At 55.3% G+C, this 19,285-nt stretch carries 10 protein-coding genes; 2 read left to right on the top strand and 8 right to left on the bottom strand.

The window, feature by feature from the left end; translation table 11 throughout:
* Window positions 1-91: 91 nt before the first annotated feature.
* From HOO88_08665 to HOO88_08650, 4 genes are all read right to left on the bottom strand, one after another.
* Window positions 92-4,186: a hypothetical protein gene (locus HOO88_08665; protein NOU36828.1), complete on the bottom strand. Its 4,095-nt coding sequence runs from the start codon at window positions 4,184-4,186 to the stop codon at window positions 92-94.
* A 79-nt stretch (window positions 4,187-4,265) separates the two neighbouring features.
* Complete coding sequence (locus HOO88_08660) at window positions 4,266-6,014, bottom strand: type II secretion system protein GspD (protein ID NOU36827.1); 1,749 nt, start codon at window positions 6,012-6,014, stop codon at window positions 4,266-4,268.
* Between the two features lie 21 nt (window positions 6,015-6,035).
* On the bottom strand, window positions 6,036-6,824 hold the full coding sequence (locus tag HOO88_08655; GenBank protein ID NOU36826.1) for a hypothetical protein: 789 nt from the start codon (window positions 6,822-6,824) through the stop codon (window positions 6,036-6,038).
* 1,098 nt (window positions 6,825-7,922) lie between these two features.
* Window positions 7,923-9,707 carry an L-fucose isomerase gene (locus tag HOO88_08650; GenBank protein ID NOU36825.1) on the bottom strand — a complete coding sequence of 595 codons (1,785 nt, stop codon included), beginning with the start codon at window positions 9,705-9,707 and terminating at the stop codon, window positions 7,923-7,925.
* Window positions 9,708-9,879: 172 nt separating this feature from the next.
* Here HOO88_08650 and HOO88_08645 point away from each other — a divergent pair, with 172 nt between their 5' ends.
* Complete coding sequence (locus HOO88_08645; GenBank protein NOU36824.1) at window positions 9,880-10,743, top strand: helix-turn-helix transcriptional regulator; 864 nt, start codon at window positions 9,880-9,882, stop codon at window positions 10,741-10,743.
* Window positions 10,744-10,753: 10 nt separating this feature from the next.
* Here HOO88_08645 and HOO88_08640 read toward each other — a convergent pair whose 3' ends face one another.
* Window positions 10,754-11,881: a LacI family DNA-binding transcriptional regulator gene (locus tag HOO88_08640; GenBank protein NOU36823.1), complete on the bottom strand. Its 1,128-nt coding sequence runs from the start codon at window positions 11,879-11,881 to the stop codon at window positions 10,754-10,756.
* A 352-nt stretch (window positions 11,882-12,233) separates the two neighbouring features.
* Between HOO88_08640 and HOO88_08635 the strand changes: the two genes are divergently transcribed.
* On the top strand, window positions 12,234-15,170 hold the full coding sequence (locus HOO88_08635) for a hypothetical protein (protein ID NOU36822.1): 2,937 nt from the start codon (window positions 12,234-12,236) through the stop codon (window positions 15,168-15,170).
* Window positions 15,171-15,455: 285 nt separating this feature from the next.
* On the opposite strand, the gene HOO88_08630 is transcribed toward HOO88_08635, so the two are convergent.
* Genes HOO88_08630 through HOO88_08620 form a run of 3 tightly spaced genes read right to left on the bottom strand, consistent with a single transcriptional unit; the run spans window position 15,456 to window position 18,994 of the window.
* Complete coding sequence (locus HOO88_08630; GenBank protein ID NOU36821.1) at window positions 15,456-15,746, bottom strand: EF-hand domain-containing protein; 291 nt, start codon at window positions 15,744-15,746, stop codon at window positions 15,456-15,458.
* A gap of 37 nt (window positions 15,747-15,783) precedes the next feature.
* Window positions 15,784-17,493 carry a sulfatase-like hydrolase/transferase gene (locus HOO88_08625; GenBank protein ID NOU36820.1) on the bottom strand — a complete coding sequence of 570 codons (1,710 nt, stop codon included), beginning with the start codon at window positions 17,491-17,493 and terminating at the stop codon, window positions 15,784-15,786.
* 13 nt (window positions 17,494-17,506) lie between these two features.
* Window positions 17,507-18,994 (bottom strand): arylsulfatase, encoded by a 1,488-nt coding sequence (locus HOO88_08620; GenBank protein ID NOU36819.1) that lies wholly within the window; start codon window positions 18,992-18,994, stop codon window positions 17,507-17,509.
* Between the last annotated feature and the right edge of the window lie 291 nt (window positions 18,995-19,285).

Genomic DNA, 19,285 nt, shown 5'->3' with positions numbered 1-19,285 from the left:
ACGACGGCATGCGAAGACCGCTCCGTCCGGGCCCGCCGGTTCAACTGAAATTGTTGTACTCACTTCACGGCAGCATCTCCGGTGAATCCTTTTATTCAACACTCACTTTATAATAAATAACCGGCACACCGGCATGAATGCTGTCGGTGAAGCTGTAAACGTTGTCAGCCCGGTAGAGCATTTCCCAGACGCCCATCAGGTTCGTCGTGTACCAGACCGTGTATGTCCGGCTGAGCCCGTCATCGGCACCGAACCATTCAATCGTCCGTGACCCGTCAGAATTCTGCCGGCTGGTGAACACCGGTTCCGCGCCCCACATACTCTCTGCACTGGCGGCGTAGGCCGCCTCGACGCTGTTGGTGGCGGTAAACCGGATCGGCGCATTGGTCGTTTTTCCGGAATAGCTGAAGGTCAATGTGGTGCTGTTGGTCACATCATTTGCGCCGCCGCCGCTCAGACTGCGCGCATCCCCCGTAATCAGGATATCGGCTGTTTGACCGGTGAGGAGTGTCCCGGTTGAAGGAGACGCGCTGATGATCCGCTGCGCACCGGGCGTAAACACCAGCGACTGATTATTCGCCGTTGCGGTGTACGTGATGTTTGTCGTGACCGTCTCGCCGGTTTTGATCTGATTGGTAAATGTGATAGATCCAATCGTAGTCACCTGATTGGAATAAACCGGAGTCACAGTGATGTTCGTGACAGTTGTCGCCGAATTAATCAGTGTTCCGCTGACCGTACCGGAGGTGTCGCTCAGGCGGATCACACCGTTACTCCAGCCGCTACCGAGCGTCTGGTAATTGAAGCGTATTGCTCCGCTGCGCTCCAGCACGGCTTGGAACGTCTGGTCGGCTCCGCCGCCGGACTGCGCCATGTTTTCCCAGGTGATGATCATCCGGCTGCTGGCATCTGTGAAGAACCGTACGGAGGCATTGGCATCGACCGAAAGATTCGCTCCGAATGGACGAATTGTCTGTCCCGATCCAAGCGTCAGTACTCCGCCAGCCTGAGCGGTCAACGAGGTGCAGACACGACCGAAATAAACAAATGGAAAGCCGATATCCAGCACCCGGGTTCCGAAGTCTGACGGGCTGAGAATCGAACCGGAGACCGCCGGAATATGCTGCCAGCCGTGCACCGTGTTCGTCCAGCTGTAGCCGGAGAGCTGCAAGCCGCTGTCGGTAACAGTGTAACTGAGCGCGACGTTGCCGCTGTTGGTCAGAACCAGATTGGTGTGCGTAATGAACCCCGCCGCTCCGCTGAAATTAAACGGCTGAGGGGACACAATGGCAAGGCGGGGTGCAACCGCTTCGACAATCACCGTGACGGCGATGGTGTTGCTGGTTCCGGTATTCCAGTTCACCGTGGTATTAAACCGGTTGGTGCCTGGAGCCTGTCCCTGCGCATTCGCGGTAAAGCTCAGCGCCTGAGCGGAGGCCGGATTAACGAGCCCGTTTGACGGCGTGTACGAAACCCAGAACGAAGGCGTCAGCCGAATCGCGTCAGTGGCGGTCAGTCCCGGCGTGTGGCTGATCACTTGATCCTGAATGCGGATGTCGGCACTGCCCCACGAACCGTACTGGTAAAGGTACTGAACCGTTCCGTCGGCATTGATCCAAGCCTGAAATTCCTGTCCGGTAGCGTTGCCCCAGGCGACCGCCAGCCGGTTGGTGCTCCTTACAAACCGGATCGAATTGGTGTTCAGCGCGGCGGCGCTGTGAAACGGCATCAGCGTGGCGGAGGCTCCATTGGTGGAGGTCAGTGTAAGCATCCCAGTGCGGTTCACGAAAAAGGCGGTGTAGAGATTTCCGCCAAGCGGCATGGTAAATCCGATGGCCGAGGAGGCCGTCAGGTTACCGCTCCAGTTGGTGAAGAGCGAATCGGGACTAAACTGCGCCGGAACAAACCCCAGCCGGTCGGCCGCCTGTGTCGTCACGGTGTAGTTTCCGGCGGGAAGACGTCCATCATCGGTCACATTGAAACTGAGTCCGGCGTTACCGGCATTGGTCAGCATAACCGCGGCCGAGGCGGTTGAGCCTGCGGCAACCCGGATCGTCAGCGCCGTCGCCGAAACGCCCGGAATTCCTCCGCTGAATACATCCAGCGAGAACGAATCCGTCCAGCTCAGACTTCCGGAGCGGTTGGTGACAAAAAATGTATAACTTCCCGCCGTCACCGCCGGACTGATGAGTACCTGATAAACCGTGGAGGTGAGCGCACCGGGCACCAGAGAAGCATAGGAAGCAGAGGCCGGAGTCACCGTGAAGCCGGACGACCCCGCGCTCAGCGTGTTGACGATATTCGATACACTGCGGGCTCCGTCGTTGGTGGTGGAAATCGTGATGTTCAAGGTCTCACCCGGCTCGTAGTAGCCGGGTATCACCCCGCCGGAAACTTCCGTGATCCCCGGCGCCAGAAAACTGAGATTGACTCCGACCGCAAGCCTCAGCTGCGCCGGAGCGCTGTTGGTCTGATCGGAAATGCCGGTCGCTGTGAAAACATAACGGCCCCCCTGCAGCGCAATGACCTCATAGGTATTGGTGAGCACGGCCCCGCCGCCCAGCGCAACCGCCGCGTTATTGGACGTCACGGTAAAAGCAGACCCAGCTCCGTCATGCGTCAGCACGGACGTCACATGGGTCGCCGCCCCGCCGCTGTTGGTGATGACAACCGTGACGAGATTGGTCTGGCCGATATCCATCGCACCACCCAGACTGTCACTCACGCCCAGAGAAAGCACCGGACTCGCCGCCAGATTGGCCGGAGGCTCGGTCACCTCCGCCCAGGAGGCGGAATGGCGGATGTTGTCAACCGCTGCGTAGTCCGTCGATCCGGCCGGCCGGAAGTCGCCAGTGGCGTGGAAACGCAGATGATCCATGGCGGTCAGCGTGATATTGGTGGTGAAGGCGGGCGATCCCTGTGTAAAGGTATTGCTGCCGCTCAGATCATACCAGACCTTCAGAGTATCACTGTCCAGATCAACCTCTGCCACCGCACTCAGGGTTCCGGACAAGGAAAGGTCCTGCGCGCCGGGAACCGGCATCAGCGCATACCCGGCCGGTTTGGCGCTCTCCAGATTTCCGGTATCATAGCCGAGAACCAGACCGGCGACTTTCGTGCCGGAATCACCGCTGAAATAAACGCCCAGTACCGTGCCGCTGTTATTGGCGCTGTTGGTCAGTGAATAGGCCACATCGTAGCGCAGATAGTGCACGCCGGAGGTGGATGACGGCAAAGCCGCGTCCAGCAGCGCTCCGTTGGTCCAGACTCCGCCGGTCCCCGCGTCCTCACCGGTGCAAAGCAGCGCCCGGTTGGTCGTAAAAACGGTACTGCCCGATCCGGCGGCAAACTGTGCCAGCGGAGAGTTCGTTCCGGAGTTGATGGCCTCGCTCAGCGCCCGGCCGGAAATATCGCGCTCAAAGGTCCATTCATTGCGGTACTTGCCAGCCGGAACCTGAGGCTCGGCAGATAGAATGTCCGCCCAGCTGTCCGCCGTGCGCAGCAGATTGGCTGCAACCTGATCGGTTGATCCGGCCGGTCGCATATCCCCGGTTGCATGAAACCTCAGCGAATCAAATGTATTGAGCGTCACCGCTGTACTGTAATGCGGGGAGCCTTCAGAAAAACCGCTCACGTCGCCGGCCAGACTATACCAGACATTGAGCGTCTGACCCGTCAGATCAATCTTCGCAACCACAGCCACCGTTCCGGCCGTATTCGTCAATGCGGTCAGCTCCGTCGCCGTGTAAGCCGGAACCGCGCCCGATCCGGTGTCATATCGCAGAGCCACCCCGGCCACCTGCCCGCCGGTACTGTCACGCAAAGCAAATCCCAGCACCGCGCCGCTGTTATTGTTTGTGCTGCTCAGGTCATAGGAAAAATCAAAGCGCAAATACCGGACTCCGTCAGAGACAGCCGATCCCAGAGCTGCATTCAGAATCGCTCCGTTGGTCCACATGCCCGATGACCCGGCATCTTCATACGCACCAACCAGAGCGCCCCGCCCGTCGGTCTCCAGAAAGCCGGTGCCGCCCGCTGAAAAAACCGCCGCGCTTTTGGAGTTCACCGCCTGCGAAAGCGTCCGGCCGGACGGATCGGAATAAAAATTCCATTCGTTGAGCACGGCCGCTCCCGCCAGACCCGCAACGCCCAGCAGAACACTGATTAAAACCGCCCGTTTTTTCATGTTATCCCCAGCTTCCCTGCGTAAAATCACGACCCCTTACCCCGCGGGGCTTCCCCGCCGGGGTTCCCGGCATGACGGATTATTCAAAGGAGCGTTCCGTGTTGATCCGTCCGTTCGGTTCGATTTTCTTCGCGGTCACAAAGATCATCAGGTTGCGTTTAACCGCCCGCTCGCCTTCCGAACGGAAAAGACGGCCCACCAGCGGCAGACTGCCAAGAAAAGGAACCTTGTCCTCGAATTTTTCAATCCGCTCATTAATCAGTCCGCCCATGCCCATCGTCGCACCATCGGCAATCGTCACCTGGGTTTTCACTTCCCGACGCTTGAAGATCGGCAGACGGGCCGTGATCGCGTCGTGCTCAAACTGCTGATTAATCCCCAGCTGATAATAGCTGTAGGCCGAGTTCGCCGGGGCAATCCGGTAGGTTTGCCAGCTGATCAGCTCGCTGACTTTAGGATTAAGAGAAAGCGTAATCTGATCGCCGTCCACTTTCGGTGTTACATCCAGTTCCACCCCCAGTAGCTTTTCTTCAAACCCGTCATACTTGACGTGAACAATCGTTCCTTCGTTTCCGCCAACTTCATAGGTCTTGGGGAAATAATGCAACTGACCGGCGCGGATCGTCGCTTTCTTGTCGCTCCAGGTGACCACGCGCGGAGCCGAAAGCACATCCGTTCCCGAACTTTGATCCAGTGCACTGATCAGAACATCAAACGGCCGGCTGCCGGCGTTATGCACTCTCATGCGTGCGGACTGTTGATTGGCGGACTGTCCATCGAAGAACGTATCTTCAAAACGGAACGCCTTCCAGTCGCCATAGTCAGCGGAGGTTTCCGCCCCCATCGATAAGGGCTGGGTAAACGGCAGCGCGGGAGACTGAGAACCGCCCCGCAGGGTGTTTGCAAACAGTCCCGCTCCGTCGGTCGCTTTTACATTATCACCCAACGGAATCGGGTTGGCAAAGTTCCACTCAAAGCCGAGCTGTTCGAGCGTCCCTTCAGACACTTCAACAAATTTGGCTTCGATTTCAACCTGATCGGTGCCCGCCGAACTCTTCGCCACATCCATCGCCTTCAGGATCTGTTCGATGACCGCCAGATTCTCCCGGGTATTGCGCACAAACAGCTGTCCGGTTTTTGCCTGATAGACCGCCGAGGCCCCGGCGGGAAATTTCACTTCCCGGAATTTACCGGCCGCATCCACCGCGTCCGCATCCTTTCCAAAGCCGATCTTTTCCGCCGCTTCCGCTGAAATATCGTACGAGCGCAGCACCAGCCCGGTCTTCCATGCACCACTAAGATCTTTCATCGCGCTGACTTCCACATCCCGGTGATCGCGTTCCAGAATCCGGCGCAGATAAATACGCGCCATAACGTTCTCCGGATCCTTTTGAATCACCGCCGCGAAGCCTTTCTGAGCCTGCTCGAACTCTCCGCCCGCATACAGATCCCGGCTGGCTTCCAGCGTGGCCGGAACATCCAGCGCCTTGACCGCCTCGGCGGAAAGCCCCTCTTTCACCGCGACCGGCGCGGCGACCTGTGCCGTAGCCGTAACCGGTGCAGGGGTTTGAGCCGGAGCAACCTTTACAGCCGCAACCGGAGCCGGAGCCGGGGCAGCCTTTACGGCAACCGGAGCAACAACAGCAACCGGAGGAACAACAGCCGCCGGAGCAACAACAGCAACCGGAGGAACAACCGCCGGAGCGGCCTTGCCCTGATGCGTGCTGAGTTCTTTCAAGACACTGTCGACGCTGGTGGACTTTTCCTGAGCCTGAACCATCCCGGCGATCAGCGCGCCGGCCATTATAAATTTAAGTGCATTTCGCATACGCTTTCTCCTTAAACAAAGTTATTTCTGCATGGCCAGATCTGCGGCACGCCGCCCGTTTACATCCACCTGCGTGGCGGTCACAAAAATCATCAGGTTGCGTTTCACCGTCCGCTCGCCTTCCGAACGGAACAGCCGCCCGATCAACGGAATACTTCCAAGCACCGGAACCTTGTCTTTGTAGGTTTCGAGCTTGTCATAGATCAGTCCGCCCATCCCCACCGTGCTGCCGTCGGCTACGGTGACCTTGGTCTGCATTTCTCTCAGACGGAAATAAGGCAGCTTGCCCTCCAGCGACGGAACCGGGATGCCGTACTCGTCATGCTCTATCTTGCGGCGGTTATCGTTGTTAACACGGCTGGCGTTGTAGTAAGCCCAATCCTCTTTAGTGAGCGGAGTGCCATCGCCATCCGCGTCGCCGACTTCGGGAGGGATTACTGCCGGTGTCGGTGCATTCACAAACGTGTTGTAGAGCTTATTCCAGTAGGTATCGATCGTTCCGGGAATATGGAGAACCGGCGAAAGGATGGCCTGCACCGGAGAACGGACGATTTCTCCCAAAGTATTCGTTGCAAGAATTGCGCTTGCGGGCGTGTTAACAGGATTAGGGGTTGTCGGCAAGGCCATCGCTGCGGCGCTGGAACGGGCCCAGACCATCATCGAGGCGGAATTTCCATCCGGCCCGTACGGTCCGGTGGGGGTGACCTGATAGGTGTCGTAACCGAGCAGGTCGATCACTTTGGGCTTAAGCTCCAGATCAATCAGTCCGCCCTTGCGCAGTTCCGGTCTGACTTCGAGCTGCACGCCCATCAACTGGGATTCCCACTCCTTGTTCTCCACAAAGACACTGGTATTCTGCGTTTTGGCCTCAAACGATTTCGGCACCATGCGCTGCTCACCCACCCAGATGTTAGCCGTTTTTCCGTTGAGCGTGGTGATGCTCGGAGCGGAAATCACATCGCTGTCATTGGCCTGCTCCAGCGCGCTGATGATCAGGCTCCAATTGAGCGAACCGGCGGCTTTCTGAACCAGCAGGGATCCCGGATTAGCGTCCGCACCCAACGCTCCGGCAGCCGTCCGAAGTCCGGATGCCATAATGTCCTGTCCGGCAGGCAGCGTCAGGTTTTCGAAAAGATTCGCATCCCCGCCGTTTTTGCTGCCAAAATTCCAGCTGAAGCCCAGTTCATTCAGAGTGTTCTGGCTGACCTCCACAAATTTGGTCTGAATCTCCACCTGCTTGCCCATCAGCTCGCGCTTGCGGCTGTGCCGATCCCCGAGCACATCTTCAATCAGAAGAAAGTTACCCGGAGTTTGACGGACGAACAGTTTTTTGAACTCCGGACGGTACATGGCCGACGTTCCTTCCGGGAAATCAACCCCGGCAAAGTAGCCCGAAACATCTACGGTTTCGTTGGGCTGAATGTTTTTTCCGGCAAGCAGCTCGTTACCGACCGGCTCGGAAACTTTGTAGGAGCGGAAGACGACATCATTGGCGGAGTTCCATGCGCTGGCGGTTTCCAGCGCGGCGGCTTTTTCAGCGCCCGCAACCGGATCGGCTTTAAACACCGAGCTGATCCCCCGGGCGGCCGTGATCGTTTCGTCGCCGACCATCTTGACCGCGTCGCCGACCAGATTGGCTGTATCCTCCGGAATCGACTTGATTTCCCGCACGGCGCTTTCAAGCACCACATCGCTGTCCCCCGCATAATCCTGCGCAGTCATTATGGTCTTAGCCTGCCCGCTCTGCTGGCAAGCCAGAAGCAATGCCGTTATCGTCATTCCTATCTTTCGCATACCTTCGTCTCCTTTTTCAGTCGTCCACCCGCCCAGTTAAAAAGCTGCCCACATTGTCTCCACCCTGATTGTCGAGATTGTGAACCTTTGCACACTTTAAATCAAAGCATAACATCAACCATAAACCGACCCATAGGTCTGGCAGGCGCGGAAGTCCGCTCCTTCAAGGCCTTCGGTTCCGAACGAACTCCACGCGCTCGGGCGGTAAACATCGCTTTCTTCGACGTTGTGCATAAAGACCGGAATCCGCAACATGGCCGCCAGCGTGATGAGATCAGCACCAATGTGCCCGTAGCTGAACGCGCCGTGGTTGGCACCCCATTTCGCCATCACTTCATAGACATCCGTGAACGCACCCTTGCCGGTGATGCGCGGTGCAAACCACGTTGTCGGCCAGGTATTGTTGGTACGGTTGTCCAGCTTGGCGTGAACTTTTTCGGGCAGCTCAACCGTCCAGCCTTCTGCAATCTGCAGAACCGGGCCGAGCCCTTTGACAAGGTTGACCCGGCTCATGGTAATCGGCATGCCGCCTTTGGTGACAAACTTGGATGACCAGCCGCCGCCGGGGAAGTATTCGGTCACGGACGGATGCCAAGAGGTCGCTTTCAGACAGGCGTTTTTCTCTTTGGTCGAAATTTCCCAGAACGGCTTCATGGCCGGCTGTCCGTCTTTGCTTTGCTGTCCGCTGCCGTCGAGCGCGGCGGAACCGGAGTTGATGAGATGAATCAGTCCGCCGGAAGCGGTGCCTTCCACCTGATAGCCGGTGACGCGTTTGATTGCCTCAGGACTCCAGTAGGTACGCACATCGGCGAAAACCTGCGCCGTGTTGGTGAGCAGATAGCTGAAAAGCATCGGCACACCGTTGAGGCTGTCGTTCTCGGTCGCCACCAAACGAGGCATGCGGATGCCGTTCCAGTCGAAGGAGCTGTTAGAGATCGCTTCGAGGAAGTCGCCGTTAGCGAAGGTGTCGGTCCAGTGGCGCTGGCCCTGAAAGCCGGAGAGAATCGCATTGTGTCCGCGCGCTTCTTCCTTATAGCCCATCTTGTCGAGCTGGTTATTGCCATACATCAGGTCGCGGGCGATCATCGCCATCTTGACGGATTCTTCCCACTCCTTGTTGAGCTGTTTGCGGGAGCGTTTGGTTCTGGCTTTGTTCGGATCATGCCCTTCTGTGCAGTTGTCCTTCACCCATGCGATCGCTTTTTCATACTCGGCCTTGTCATAGATGCCGTCGCGCATACGGCGGGTGAACTCGGTCAGGTCAATCGCCTCTACGCGCATGCCGAGGTATTCTTCAAAAAAGTTCTGATCGACGATGGATCCGGCAATACCCATTGAGCAGCCGCCCATAGAAAGATAGGATTTACCTTTCATCATCGCCACGGCCAGACCGGCCTTGGCGAAGCGCAGGATTTTTTCAGAAACATCAGCCGGAATCGACGTATCGCCGGCATCCTGCACGTCACGACCGTAGATACCAAAAGCCGGAAGACCTTTCTGCGTGTGACCGGCAAGAACAGCGGCGAGGTAAACCGCGCCGGGACGTTCGGTGCCATTGAAGCCCCAAACCGCTTTCGGACGCAGTGGATCCATGTCCATCGTTTCCGAGCCGTAGCACCAGCACGGCGTCACCGTCAGTGATACACCGACGTTTTCACGATCAAATTTTTCAGCGCAAGCCGCGGCTTCAGCCACGCCGCCAATGCAAGAGTCCGCGATAACACATTCGACCGGCTTGCCGTTCGGATATTTGAGCGAAGCGCTGATGAGCTTTGCGGCGCTCTTCGCCATAGTCATAACCTGACCTTCAAGCGATTCGCGTACGCCGCCGTAACGACCGTCGATAGTGGGGCGAATTCCGATCTTCGGAAGCGAAGTAATCCATGTTTTCTCAGCCATTGAGTATTCTCCTGTTGAATTCTGCCTGTTTATACACCCAGTGAACGGCTCTGGCGGTCGCCTTTTTGAATGGTATATTTTACACACCACCCCTATTCTCCCCCGCATGAAAGAAATCATCAGTTACGGACAATTCCGATGCAAGGAACTCTCGCCTCATAAAAACCGGGGCATGGAAATCACTTACATTGAAAAAGGCCTGCTGGAATGGATGGTTGAAGGGGCTCCAGAACGAATCGAGTCAGGGTCTGTTTTCTTCACACTGCCGTGGCAAGTCCACGGCAGTCTGCATCCCCGTGAACCGGATAATACAGTCTGGCACGTACTCTTTCATCTTGAGAAGGATTATCCCAATCCGCACCGGCAGTTTAGTTTCCCGCCGTGCTTTGGATTCAGCGCGCCGGAGATGAAGACCCTCAGCACGGCTTTTGCGGCCTGTGCAAAGCACTGCTTCCGCGCCACACCGGCTATGCGCTGGCTAATGCCTGCGCTGATCCGTGAACTGCAAAGCACACACGAACTGGGAAAAACCCACTCCATTAGCCTGCTACGTGCAGTTCTGGTTGAACTAAAGAGAATTGTCTCCGGTGAAGCGGTTGACACCGACACGCACACCTGGTCTGAAAAGAAGGTGCAGACTCTGCTGACGGAGCTGTCCGCCACATGCGATCAGCAATGGACTCTCAATCAAATGGCGGACCGGTGTAATATCCAGCGCACCCAGTTGAATACGGTTTTTCAGAAACTGACCGGTTGTACGCCGATCGAATATCTTTCGAGACTCCGGATGGAGCGCGCAAAAACTCTACTACGGGAAACCAATATCAAAATTATTGATATCGCTTTTGAATGCGGCTTCGGTAGTAGCCAGTATTTTGCCAATATCTTTAAACACGCCACCGGCATGACGCCGTCAGACTACCGCATCCACTGCGCTGACCTGACTGCCGACGAACTGCTAAAGTGGAATAACATCGATTTTCGCAGCGAGCAGGAAGAATGTCTCCGTGTCCAAAAATTCAGCGCGACCGACTGAGATCGTCCGGTCACTTTTTTGGTTTTTTACAGGCGGCCGTCGAGCTGCAAATTTCCAGCTTTGGAATCAGGCGAACCTGACGGGAAACGATGTCTTGCGAGTGGTTATTCGGATTGTCCAGCCGTTCGATAATAATCCGAGCCGCCTCCACGCCCATTTTCCAAGGATCCTGACGAATCGTTGTCAGTGGAGGATTAACCAGTCGGCTCCAACTCAATCCGCCGTATCCTATAACGGACAAATCATCCGGAATATTCAACCCCTTCTCCGTCGCCACCTGATACACGGCGGGAGCAAAACTGTCATCCGCCAGAAAAATTGCGGTAGGATATCGTCCGCCTTTAAAAAGCTCCTGAACCGCACGGTCGCTACTCTCATACGGACCGACCTCAACGATCTTACAACTCGCCCCGGATTCCCGGATAATTTTTTCAAAAACCTTGCGCCGTTTCGCGTAGGTGCCATACCCCTGATACCCGGCAATGTGAGCAATCTGACGATGCCCCAGTGCAAGCAGATGCTCGGCGGCCGTTCTTCCACCCACCAGCTCGTCTGTACCGACAAAATCCGCATGGGTTTGTGTCGCCAACCGGTCAATGGTCACCAACGGGATACCTCGCTCCCAGACTTCATTGAAATAGACGTCTGCGACCTGATCGTTACTCGGATAAACAATCATACCGTCCACCCGGTGATCAATCAGGTTATGAATAACCTCCAGCTCCGTACGTTCCCCCGGCTTCGCCGGACGGTCAAAATGAGACGGCAGCCAGTCCATCAGCGGAAGAAGACCCTTTTCCTGCAGTCCTTCGTGAATACCCAGCAGCATTTGAGTGGTCCACTCGTTATTCGGCTTCATGACCACACCCACCAGGCCAGAGTGTCCGGTTTGAATAGCACGGATCAAATTATTCGGACGGTAACGCAGCTCCTTGGCGACCTCCAGAATACGGTCGGCGGTTTCTTTTGTGACCAGCGGACTGTTGCGCAGGGCCAGCGAAACCGTATTAATGGAAACTCCGACCCGCTCCGCGATATCCTTCAGACTGAACTGGCGCCGCTGAGACGCGGCCTCTGTTGCGGCGACGGGGGTCTTCCTGATGTCTGTTTTCGCCTGACTGGCCTTCCTCTTACTCATGAGGCATGTGTAGCATAGACACCCGCACTTCGTCCAGAATAGACGCTCTCTTCATGTTCCTCCGCAATGAGTTGCATAAACCCCGTATATTAATATTATTATTGTTGCGTCGATCTGTTTGATGAATTAGAATCGCGACTCCATAACATGGAACATGTGTACAAAAGATAAATCAAAAGGAGAATCCGTGAAACCAGCCTCAGTGAAGTTCAGGTCGCCATTTGTTCATCTCCGGTCATGCGCCCTTGCGCTATGTCTTTGGCCCGCCCTTTCCACCTTTTCCGCAGGTTCTTACTGCGCCTTCGCGTTCTTTCTTTCCGCCCTTCCCGTCCTTGCTGCGGGGCCTTATTACGTGGCAACCACCGGGAATGATACCACCGGAACAGGCACCATTTCATTACCCTTTGCTACGCTGGAACGCGCCCGCCAGAAAGTCGCCACCGTAAACAAAACGATGACCGGGAACATTATTGTTTATGTGCGCGGCGGCACATATTATCAGACAAACACGGTCAACTTCACCACGAACGATTCCGGATCTCAGATCAATCGTTGCGTCATTTATCAGGCTTACACCAATGAAATCCCCGTGATCAGCGGCGGCACACGAATTACCGGCTGGACAGACAGCGACGGCGACGGCATCTACACCGTCAATGTCGGCACGAACCGGTTCCGGCAACTGTATGTCAACGGACGCCGCGCCATCCGTGCCCGCACTCCTGAGATCGGCAACTTTGCACGCATCGTCTCCTGGGATAACGCGGCCTCACACATCACCGTAAACACATCGGATATCACTGGCATCAACACGGCCGGCGCCGCCGAAATGGTTATTGCCCGCTACTGGAATCAAAATCGCTTACGTGTGACCAACTGTACCGTCAATGGCAGCACGGCTGATCTCGAGTTTAAAAATCCAGAAAGCACGATTGCTTTTGCCAACCTGCCACCGGCTCAACAACCCGATCAGATATACTATCTCGAAAACTCCCTTTCCTTCCTCAATTCGGAAGATGAGTGGTTTCTGGGCCCCAACGGAATCCTTTATTATAAACCCGTGACCGGTGAATCGATCGCCAGCTCTGTTATTATTGCTCCGAAAATTGATACTCTGATCAATCTTCAGGGTGCCAGTCTGTCCGCCCCGATTCACCATATTCAGTTCATCGGGCTCACCTTCGCGCACACCACCTGGAATACCCCTGACAATGAAGGATACATCGGTCTGCAGGCCGGCTTCTGCCATACTAACGCCTTACAGAACGTGAAAGTCGCCAATATGAAATCCGGCGTTGTGGCGGACAAGGCGGACTCCCTGCTGTTTGAAAACAACACCTTTGCCCACATGGGCGGTCAGGCGCTCACCCTTTATTCGGCCTGCCACTCCAATACGATCCGGGGCAATTTGGTCTATGATATTTCTGGGAATGGCATCAGCGTGGACATGGCGGTGGTTTTAAATCCTGCGGACTCACGCACGACCTGCTCGGACAACAATATCTGGAACAATTACCTCTCTGACTGCGCCGTGGATTATTGGGGGTCGGTAGGAATCTTCGGAGGCTACGTTAAAAATACTGCGGTCGCCTTTAATGAAGTCGCCTACATGCCGTACACAGGTATCAGCATCGGCTGGGGGTGGATGGCTGATGCTAACCCGGCCATGACCAATTCCATTCAATATAACCACATCCATCATGTGATGAACCTGTTGCATGACGGCGGCGGAATTTATACCCTCTCCAAACAACCTGGAACACTGATCATGAATAACTATATTCATGATATCCGGCGTTCACGCTGGACCGAGGACACCGGCGGTGCTCTTGCCGCCATTTATCTGGATAACGGAAGTTCAGGCATTACCGTCTCCAACAACGTCATCCTTCCGGTCGAGCATCGGGTGTTTAATCACACCGTACATATTGAACAGACAAATTACATTTCCAATAACGACAGCCTCCGCTCCGGGGTGGTTGACAACGCCGGCCCTCAAACCAACTACCTCCCCTCCATCATCAGCCCGGAACTGATCGGTTACTGGAAAATGGAAACCAATACGGGTGTGCTGGCGGATTCCAGCGGATACAGAAATAACGGTACAATGGTCGGAACAACCGCCACCAAAGCTGCCGGCCTTTGCGGCAATGCGGTTCACTTCGACGGCAGCGCCTATGTCACGGTGCCGAGCAGCCCTACGTTGACGAATCTGCAACAATTCACGATTTGCGCATGGATCAAGCCCGACATGGTATTGAGCAACCTGTCCACCTACCCGTCTCTGGTTCATAAACAAAGCGCAACCGGCGGCTACCTGCTGGGCTGCTTGTACACCAACGATAACCGGATCGGAATGCGCTTCCGATCAACCGCTACTCAGCAGACCACTTATTATGAGAACAGTTCGACGAATTGGATCCATGTGGCGGGGATTTACGATGGAACCCATCTCCGCATCTACCGCAACGGGGTGCTGGAGTCTGAGGTCGTCACCTCGGCGGCAATCACTCATGACACGACTGCGCTGAAACTGGGATATAATTTCAAGGGATGGATGGACGAAGTCCGGATTTACAATGAAGCCCTGACGGGATCCGATCTTCAAACGCTGGTCGATATGAAGATGGACACCAGCTTGATTGCCCGCTGGCCGATGGATAATGGCCATCCCACGCTCCTGAGCGACGTGTCTGGAAACCGGAGTTTCGGCGTTATCGACCCCTCCGCAACCGATTGGTTCACAGACAGCGACAACCAATACCACTTGGAATTCCAAGGCGGCGCCGCTAATACTGTAATTGTAGCTGACGACCCCTACATACAGGAGTTTTACCCGCTGTCTAACCCCCACCCACTACAGGTGACAAACTACACGATTTCCGCGTGGATTATGCCCTATACGAATTTCGCTTCAATGGTTTGCGGCACCCCGATTCTGGTCAGCAAACAGGACTTCCCGACCACGAATGGCTACCATTTGGGAGTTTTGGGTGCCGACACGGACGACCTTGGGAATCGCATCCTGACGGGCAGCGGCGTGAAGCAGACCACTTATCCGGAAACAAGCACCGGCGGAAGCTGGATTCATGTGGCGGGCACTTACAACGGCAACGTACTCATCATCTATAAAAACGGAGTTGAGCAATCCCGGCTCACCACGACCGGGCTCATCCAGCATAACGCCCACGACCTTCTGATCGGTTACGGATTCGAGGGAATCATGCGTGACGTGCGCATCTATAACCGCGCCCTGTCCGCCACCGAAATTCAAATCCTCGGACCTTGATAGATGGATACACCTCGGGACGGTGACAGCGCCCCGAGAGAACTGAATTCTTTCCGGAGCGCACCAAGGTGCCGGAATCGAAGTGGCAAAATTTGGAAGAGCTCCGAAGGCGTCTTCGAAAAGATAGTTTTTCCCAGCGCCGTCCGGATCGCTTTAATGGCCGGAGAAACTCAGCTCCTGCCCCTATCCACCGTTATGGATGCAAAGTAACGAAGTTTCCCCAGCCCCTCACCCTGTCGCCACCGCCGGAATCCGGCGCACGGTCGGAACAACGCTCAGGAACATTTAATTCGTTTTACCTGCGTTGACCATTTCCTGCTCGGTCAGCGTTCCATCTTTATTGGTATCAAATGAATCATATCGTGCTCGGGTCGCTGCCAGATCATTTCGGAGCGGACAGGCCGGAATAAACTCATCGAATGACATGAATCCGTCACGATTCGTATCGAATTTCTTGAAGACGCTTGCACGGGCTGCCGCCGGATCCTGCGCACGGGCCTCGCCGCAAATTGATAACGTGAGCGCAAAAATTGAACCCATCACCAACGCTTTACCGGTATTCCTTTTGTTCATCATAGACCTCCTGTTGTTTTACTTCCCTGATCCCCGCAATTTACTTTTTCCCCGCACTGACAAATTCCTGTTCTGTCAGCGTTCCGTCTTTATCGGTGTCAAAGGAATCATACCGCTGCCGCAGGGACGCCGCTGCGTCGTCTTGCCGGGCTCCAAGAAATTCAGCAAAGGACACCGACCCGTCGTGATCGGCATCAAGCTTCTTAAAGAGGTTCGTGCGGACCGCCGCCGGTCCTTGCGCCGTGCTGACCGGGATCTTCTGAACCTTCTCCACCACGGGCGAAGGAGCTGGTGCGGACTGCGCCTGTCCACCTGCGGTTAGACGGACGGGAACTGTTTTCGGCAGGGTTTCAATCCACCGCTCTACTGCCGCCTGCATCACCTTCGTGCGCTCAGGCTCCTGTGCAAACAGATTATTTTTTTGATCGCGATCGGTGATTACATCGTACAGTTCAATCCGACTCCTGTCCTCGTTGATCAGGAAAACCCATCGTCCGTCACGCATCGCATACGCCGGCCAGTTATTTCCGCTATGATCTCCATTCCATTTCCAGAAAAGCGGTTTGGAGCGATCCATCGGTTTTCCGAACATCGCTGGCAACATATTTTCACCGTCGCTCTGATAGCCTGCAGGCAGTTGCTTCACTCCGGCGGCGGCGGCCAGTGTAGGAAGCATATCAACGGCCGAAATCATGGTGGTTTTATCAATTTTACCGGCAGGAATTTTGCCCGGCCAGCGGATCAGGAACGGCGTGTTGACTCCGCCGCTGTAGAGACTGCGTTTTTGTCCCTTCAACCCGCCGGCACTGCCACGGCTGTAATAGGTCATCGCTGCTGGAGTTTCATTCGGAACTTCCGGCCCGTTATCACTGGAGAAAACCACGATGGTGTTATCCTTCAATCCCAGTTCATCAAGCTTCCTGAGAACCGAACCGATCTGGGTGTCCGCCCGCGTCACGGCCGAATAATAGGTCTGTTCGGGCTCCGGAACGTCTTTATAAGGAATGCGATCCTCAGGGCGGGCGGCAATATAGGTATGTGTTTCATGAATCCATAAATTGATAAAAAAAGGTTCATGTTTATGAGCTTCGATGAACGTAAGCGTGTTTTCAACCGCAGCAACAGTCAGATAGGCAGAAGGTTCTCTTTCATGGGGTTGCCCTTTTTTGCTTTCTACGGATGTTCCGGTGAATACGTCGCGTGTATTGGGTCCCGCCCAGGCATAAACTGCCGCATCATCATAGCCGTACGCAGGATATTCCGGAGCTTCCTTACCCGCTCCGGCGAGAGAAAGGTGCCACTTGCCGTAATGCGCCGTTGCATACCCGGCCTGTTTCAAAATTTTCGGCAAGGTTACGGCGTCAGGATCAAGCCAGTCCGGCATGCCGCGCTTCTGATTTTCCGCCGGCGAAGCAAAGTGCTGGTGCACACCGAACCGGGAAGGAAAATTTCCGGTCAGCAAAGCAACCCGGCTCGGCGAGCAGACCGGGTTGTTGACGGTAAACTGGTAAAAATTCATCCCTTCCGAAGCCAGCCTGTCCAGATTGGGAGTAAAAATATTCGTATTCCCGTTCACGGCCAAGTCGCCCCAGCCAAGATCGTCCGCATAAATAAATATGATATTCGGACGGGCTTCCTGAGAAGGAACCGGTGCGGCGGAACTGCGGGAGGCCAAAGCCAGCAAAGACATCCCGGCTGCACCTTGAAGTAAACTCAACCGACCAAACCGTTTCGATGTTCGTTTTTTCATGCCTTCGGTTCCTCTAATATTTCAACTTCTCATCTCCGCCCTGCTCCATCATTTGCGGGAACATGCCGTCCCACCATGTGTCGTAGGCTTTCTCCATCCGCTGAGTCAGTTCGGGCATCTGAGCCGATAGATTCGTTTGGCAGGCCGGATCGGCCACCACATCATAAAGCTCCCAGCCTTGCGTCAGACCCCAATGAAATTGCGCATTGGTTTTGGTATAGGGCGCACTGATCTCGCCCCGCTGTATCCGCAGGAGGTTATTATTGGAGGCCTGCTTTTCGGCCGCGCTCAAGCCTTGCGGATCACTGGAAGGTTCCCGGCGGGCCAGCATGAAATTTTTCCAGCGCACACCGGCTTCGGTATATTTACTGAGCGCGGCCATGCCGCCCGCCCAGCGCCCGACATGCTGGAAAACCATCCGGTCTTCCCATGCAACGGAACGCCCTTCGAGCAGCGGAACCAGACTGAAGCCGTCCTTCGAAGCGTTAAGTTCCGGAGGAAGAGATACGCCGGCAATTTCAGTGAGCGTCGGCAGAACATCCACCGCATCCGTCAGTACATCCACATTATGCGGCTGCCATTTACCGGGCCAGCTCCAGAGCGAAAAAGCACGGAATCCACCGACCCATGACGTGCATTTGCACCCGCGCATGCCAGCGTTATACGTCTCGACGCCATACGTTCCGCCGTTATCATTCATCAGCATCACAATGGTGTTGCTGCTCAGTCCCAGTTCTTCAATCCGCGCCATCAACCGACCGACATTTTTATCAACATTGGCGACCATTCCGTAAAACACAGCGGTTTTTTCATCCACCTTGCCGCGATACGGCGCAATATCCTCCTCCGGTGCGCGCAACGGATCGTGCGGCGACCAGGTGGCCAGATAACAGAAGAAGGGCTTCTCCTTGTTTTCGCCAATAAAACGAATGGCCTCATCAAAAAGCACATCTTCACGGAACCCCTGACTCGGCACCGACTTCCCGTTACGTCTGGCGACCGGGTTAAAAAAACCCTTCTCGCCCTGCGCGTCAGCAATCGACACGTCATAATCAAATCCACGGTCTTTCGGGCTGTATCCCGGCCCGTCCCCCATGTGCCATTTCCCGAAATGGGCTGTCATATAGCCCGCCTGCTTAAGAAACTGCGGAAGAATTGTGCGCTCCTTCGCCATATGCTCGCGCGGCGGAATCGTATGGGTCACTCCGGATTTAAAGTGATGCAATCCGGTCATCAGGGCGGTCCGGGTCGGCGCACAGGCCGCTGCAACACAGAAGTTATCGAACCGCACGCTCTGGTCGTACAACCGGTCGATATTTGGTGTTTTAAGAATCGGGTTGCCGGTGCGGCCCATATCCCCGTACCCCTGATCATCGGTAAGAATGAAAACGATATTCGGTTTTTGCGCTTCGGCCGCGAACGAATAGCCCGTTGCACTCAGACCCATCAGGCCTGTAAAAAAGAGCTGTGCCGTTTTATTGTAAACTCCGGTTCTTCTCATAGTTTTGACCTTTTTTACAAACCCATATACGAAATTAACTTAATCAATATTTTTTCACCACCCGCTTCGCTAGAGCCGACTTCGGAGTAAGTCGGAGAGCTTCTCTCAACAAACGGAACAGATTTGGAGCAGAGATCTCAAGTGAAAGCTCGTTTTTACTTGCGATCTCTACTCCGAATCAAGCCCTTTGCCAACAGGGCTGCCCCTAAACTATGGGACACCGTTTATTCCATCTGACTTCTGACCCCTGATTCCTGAACTTCCCCTCTGACCCCCTCGGAGATCCCTCTA

This window comes from Kiritimatiellaceae bacterium (assembly GCA_013141415.1).
Lineage (GTDB): Bacteria > Verrucomicrobiota > Kiritimatiellia > Kiritimatiellales > Tichowtungiaceae > Tichowtungia.
This window is presented reverse-complemented; position numbering and strand designations above follow the sequence as displayed.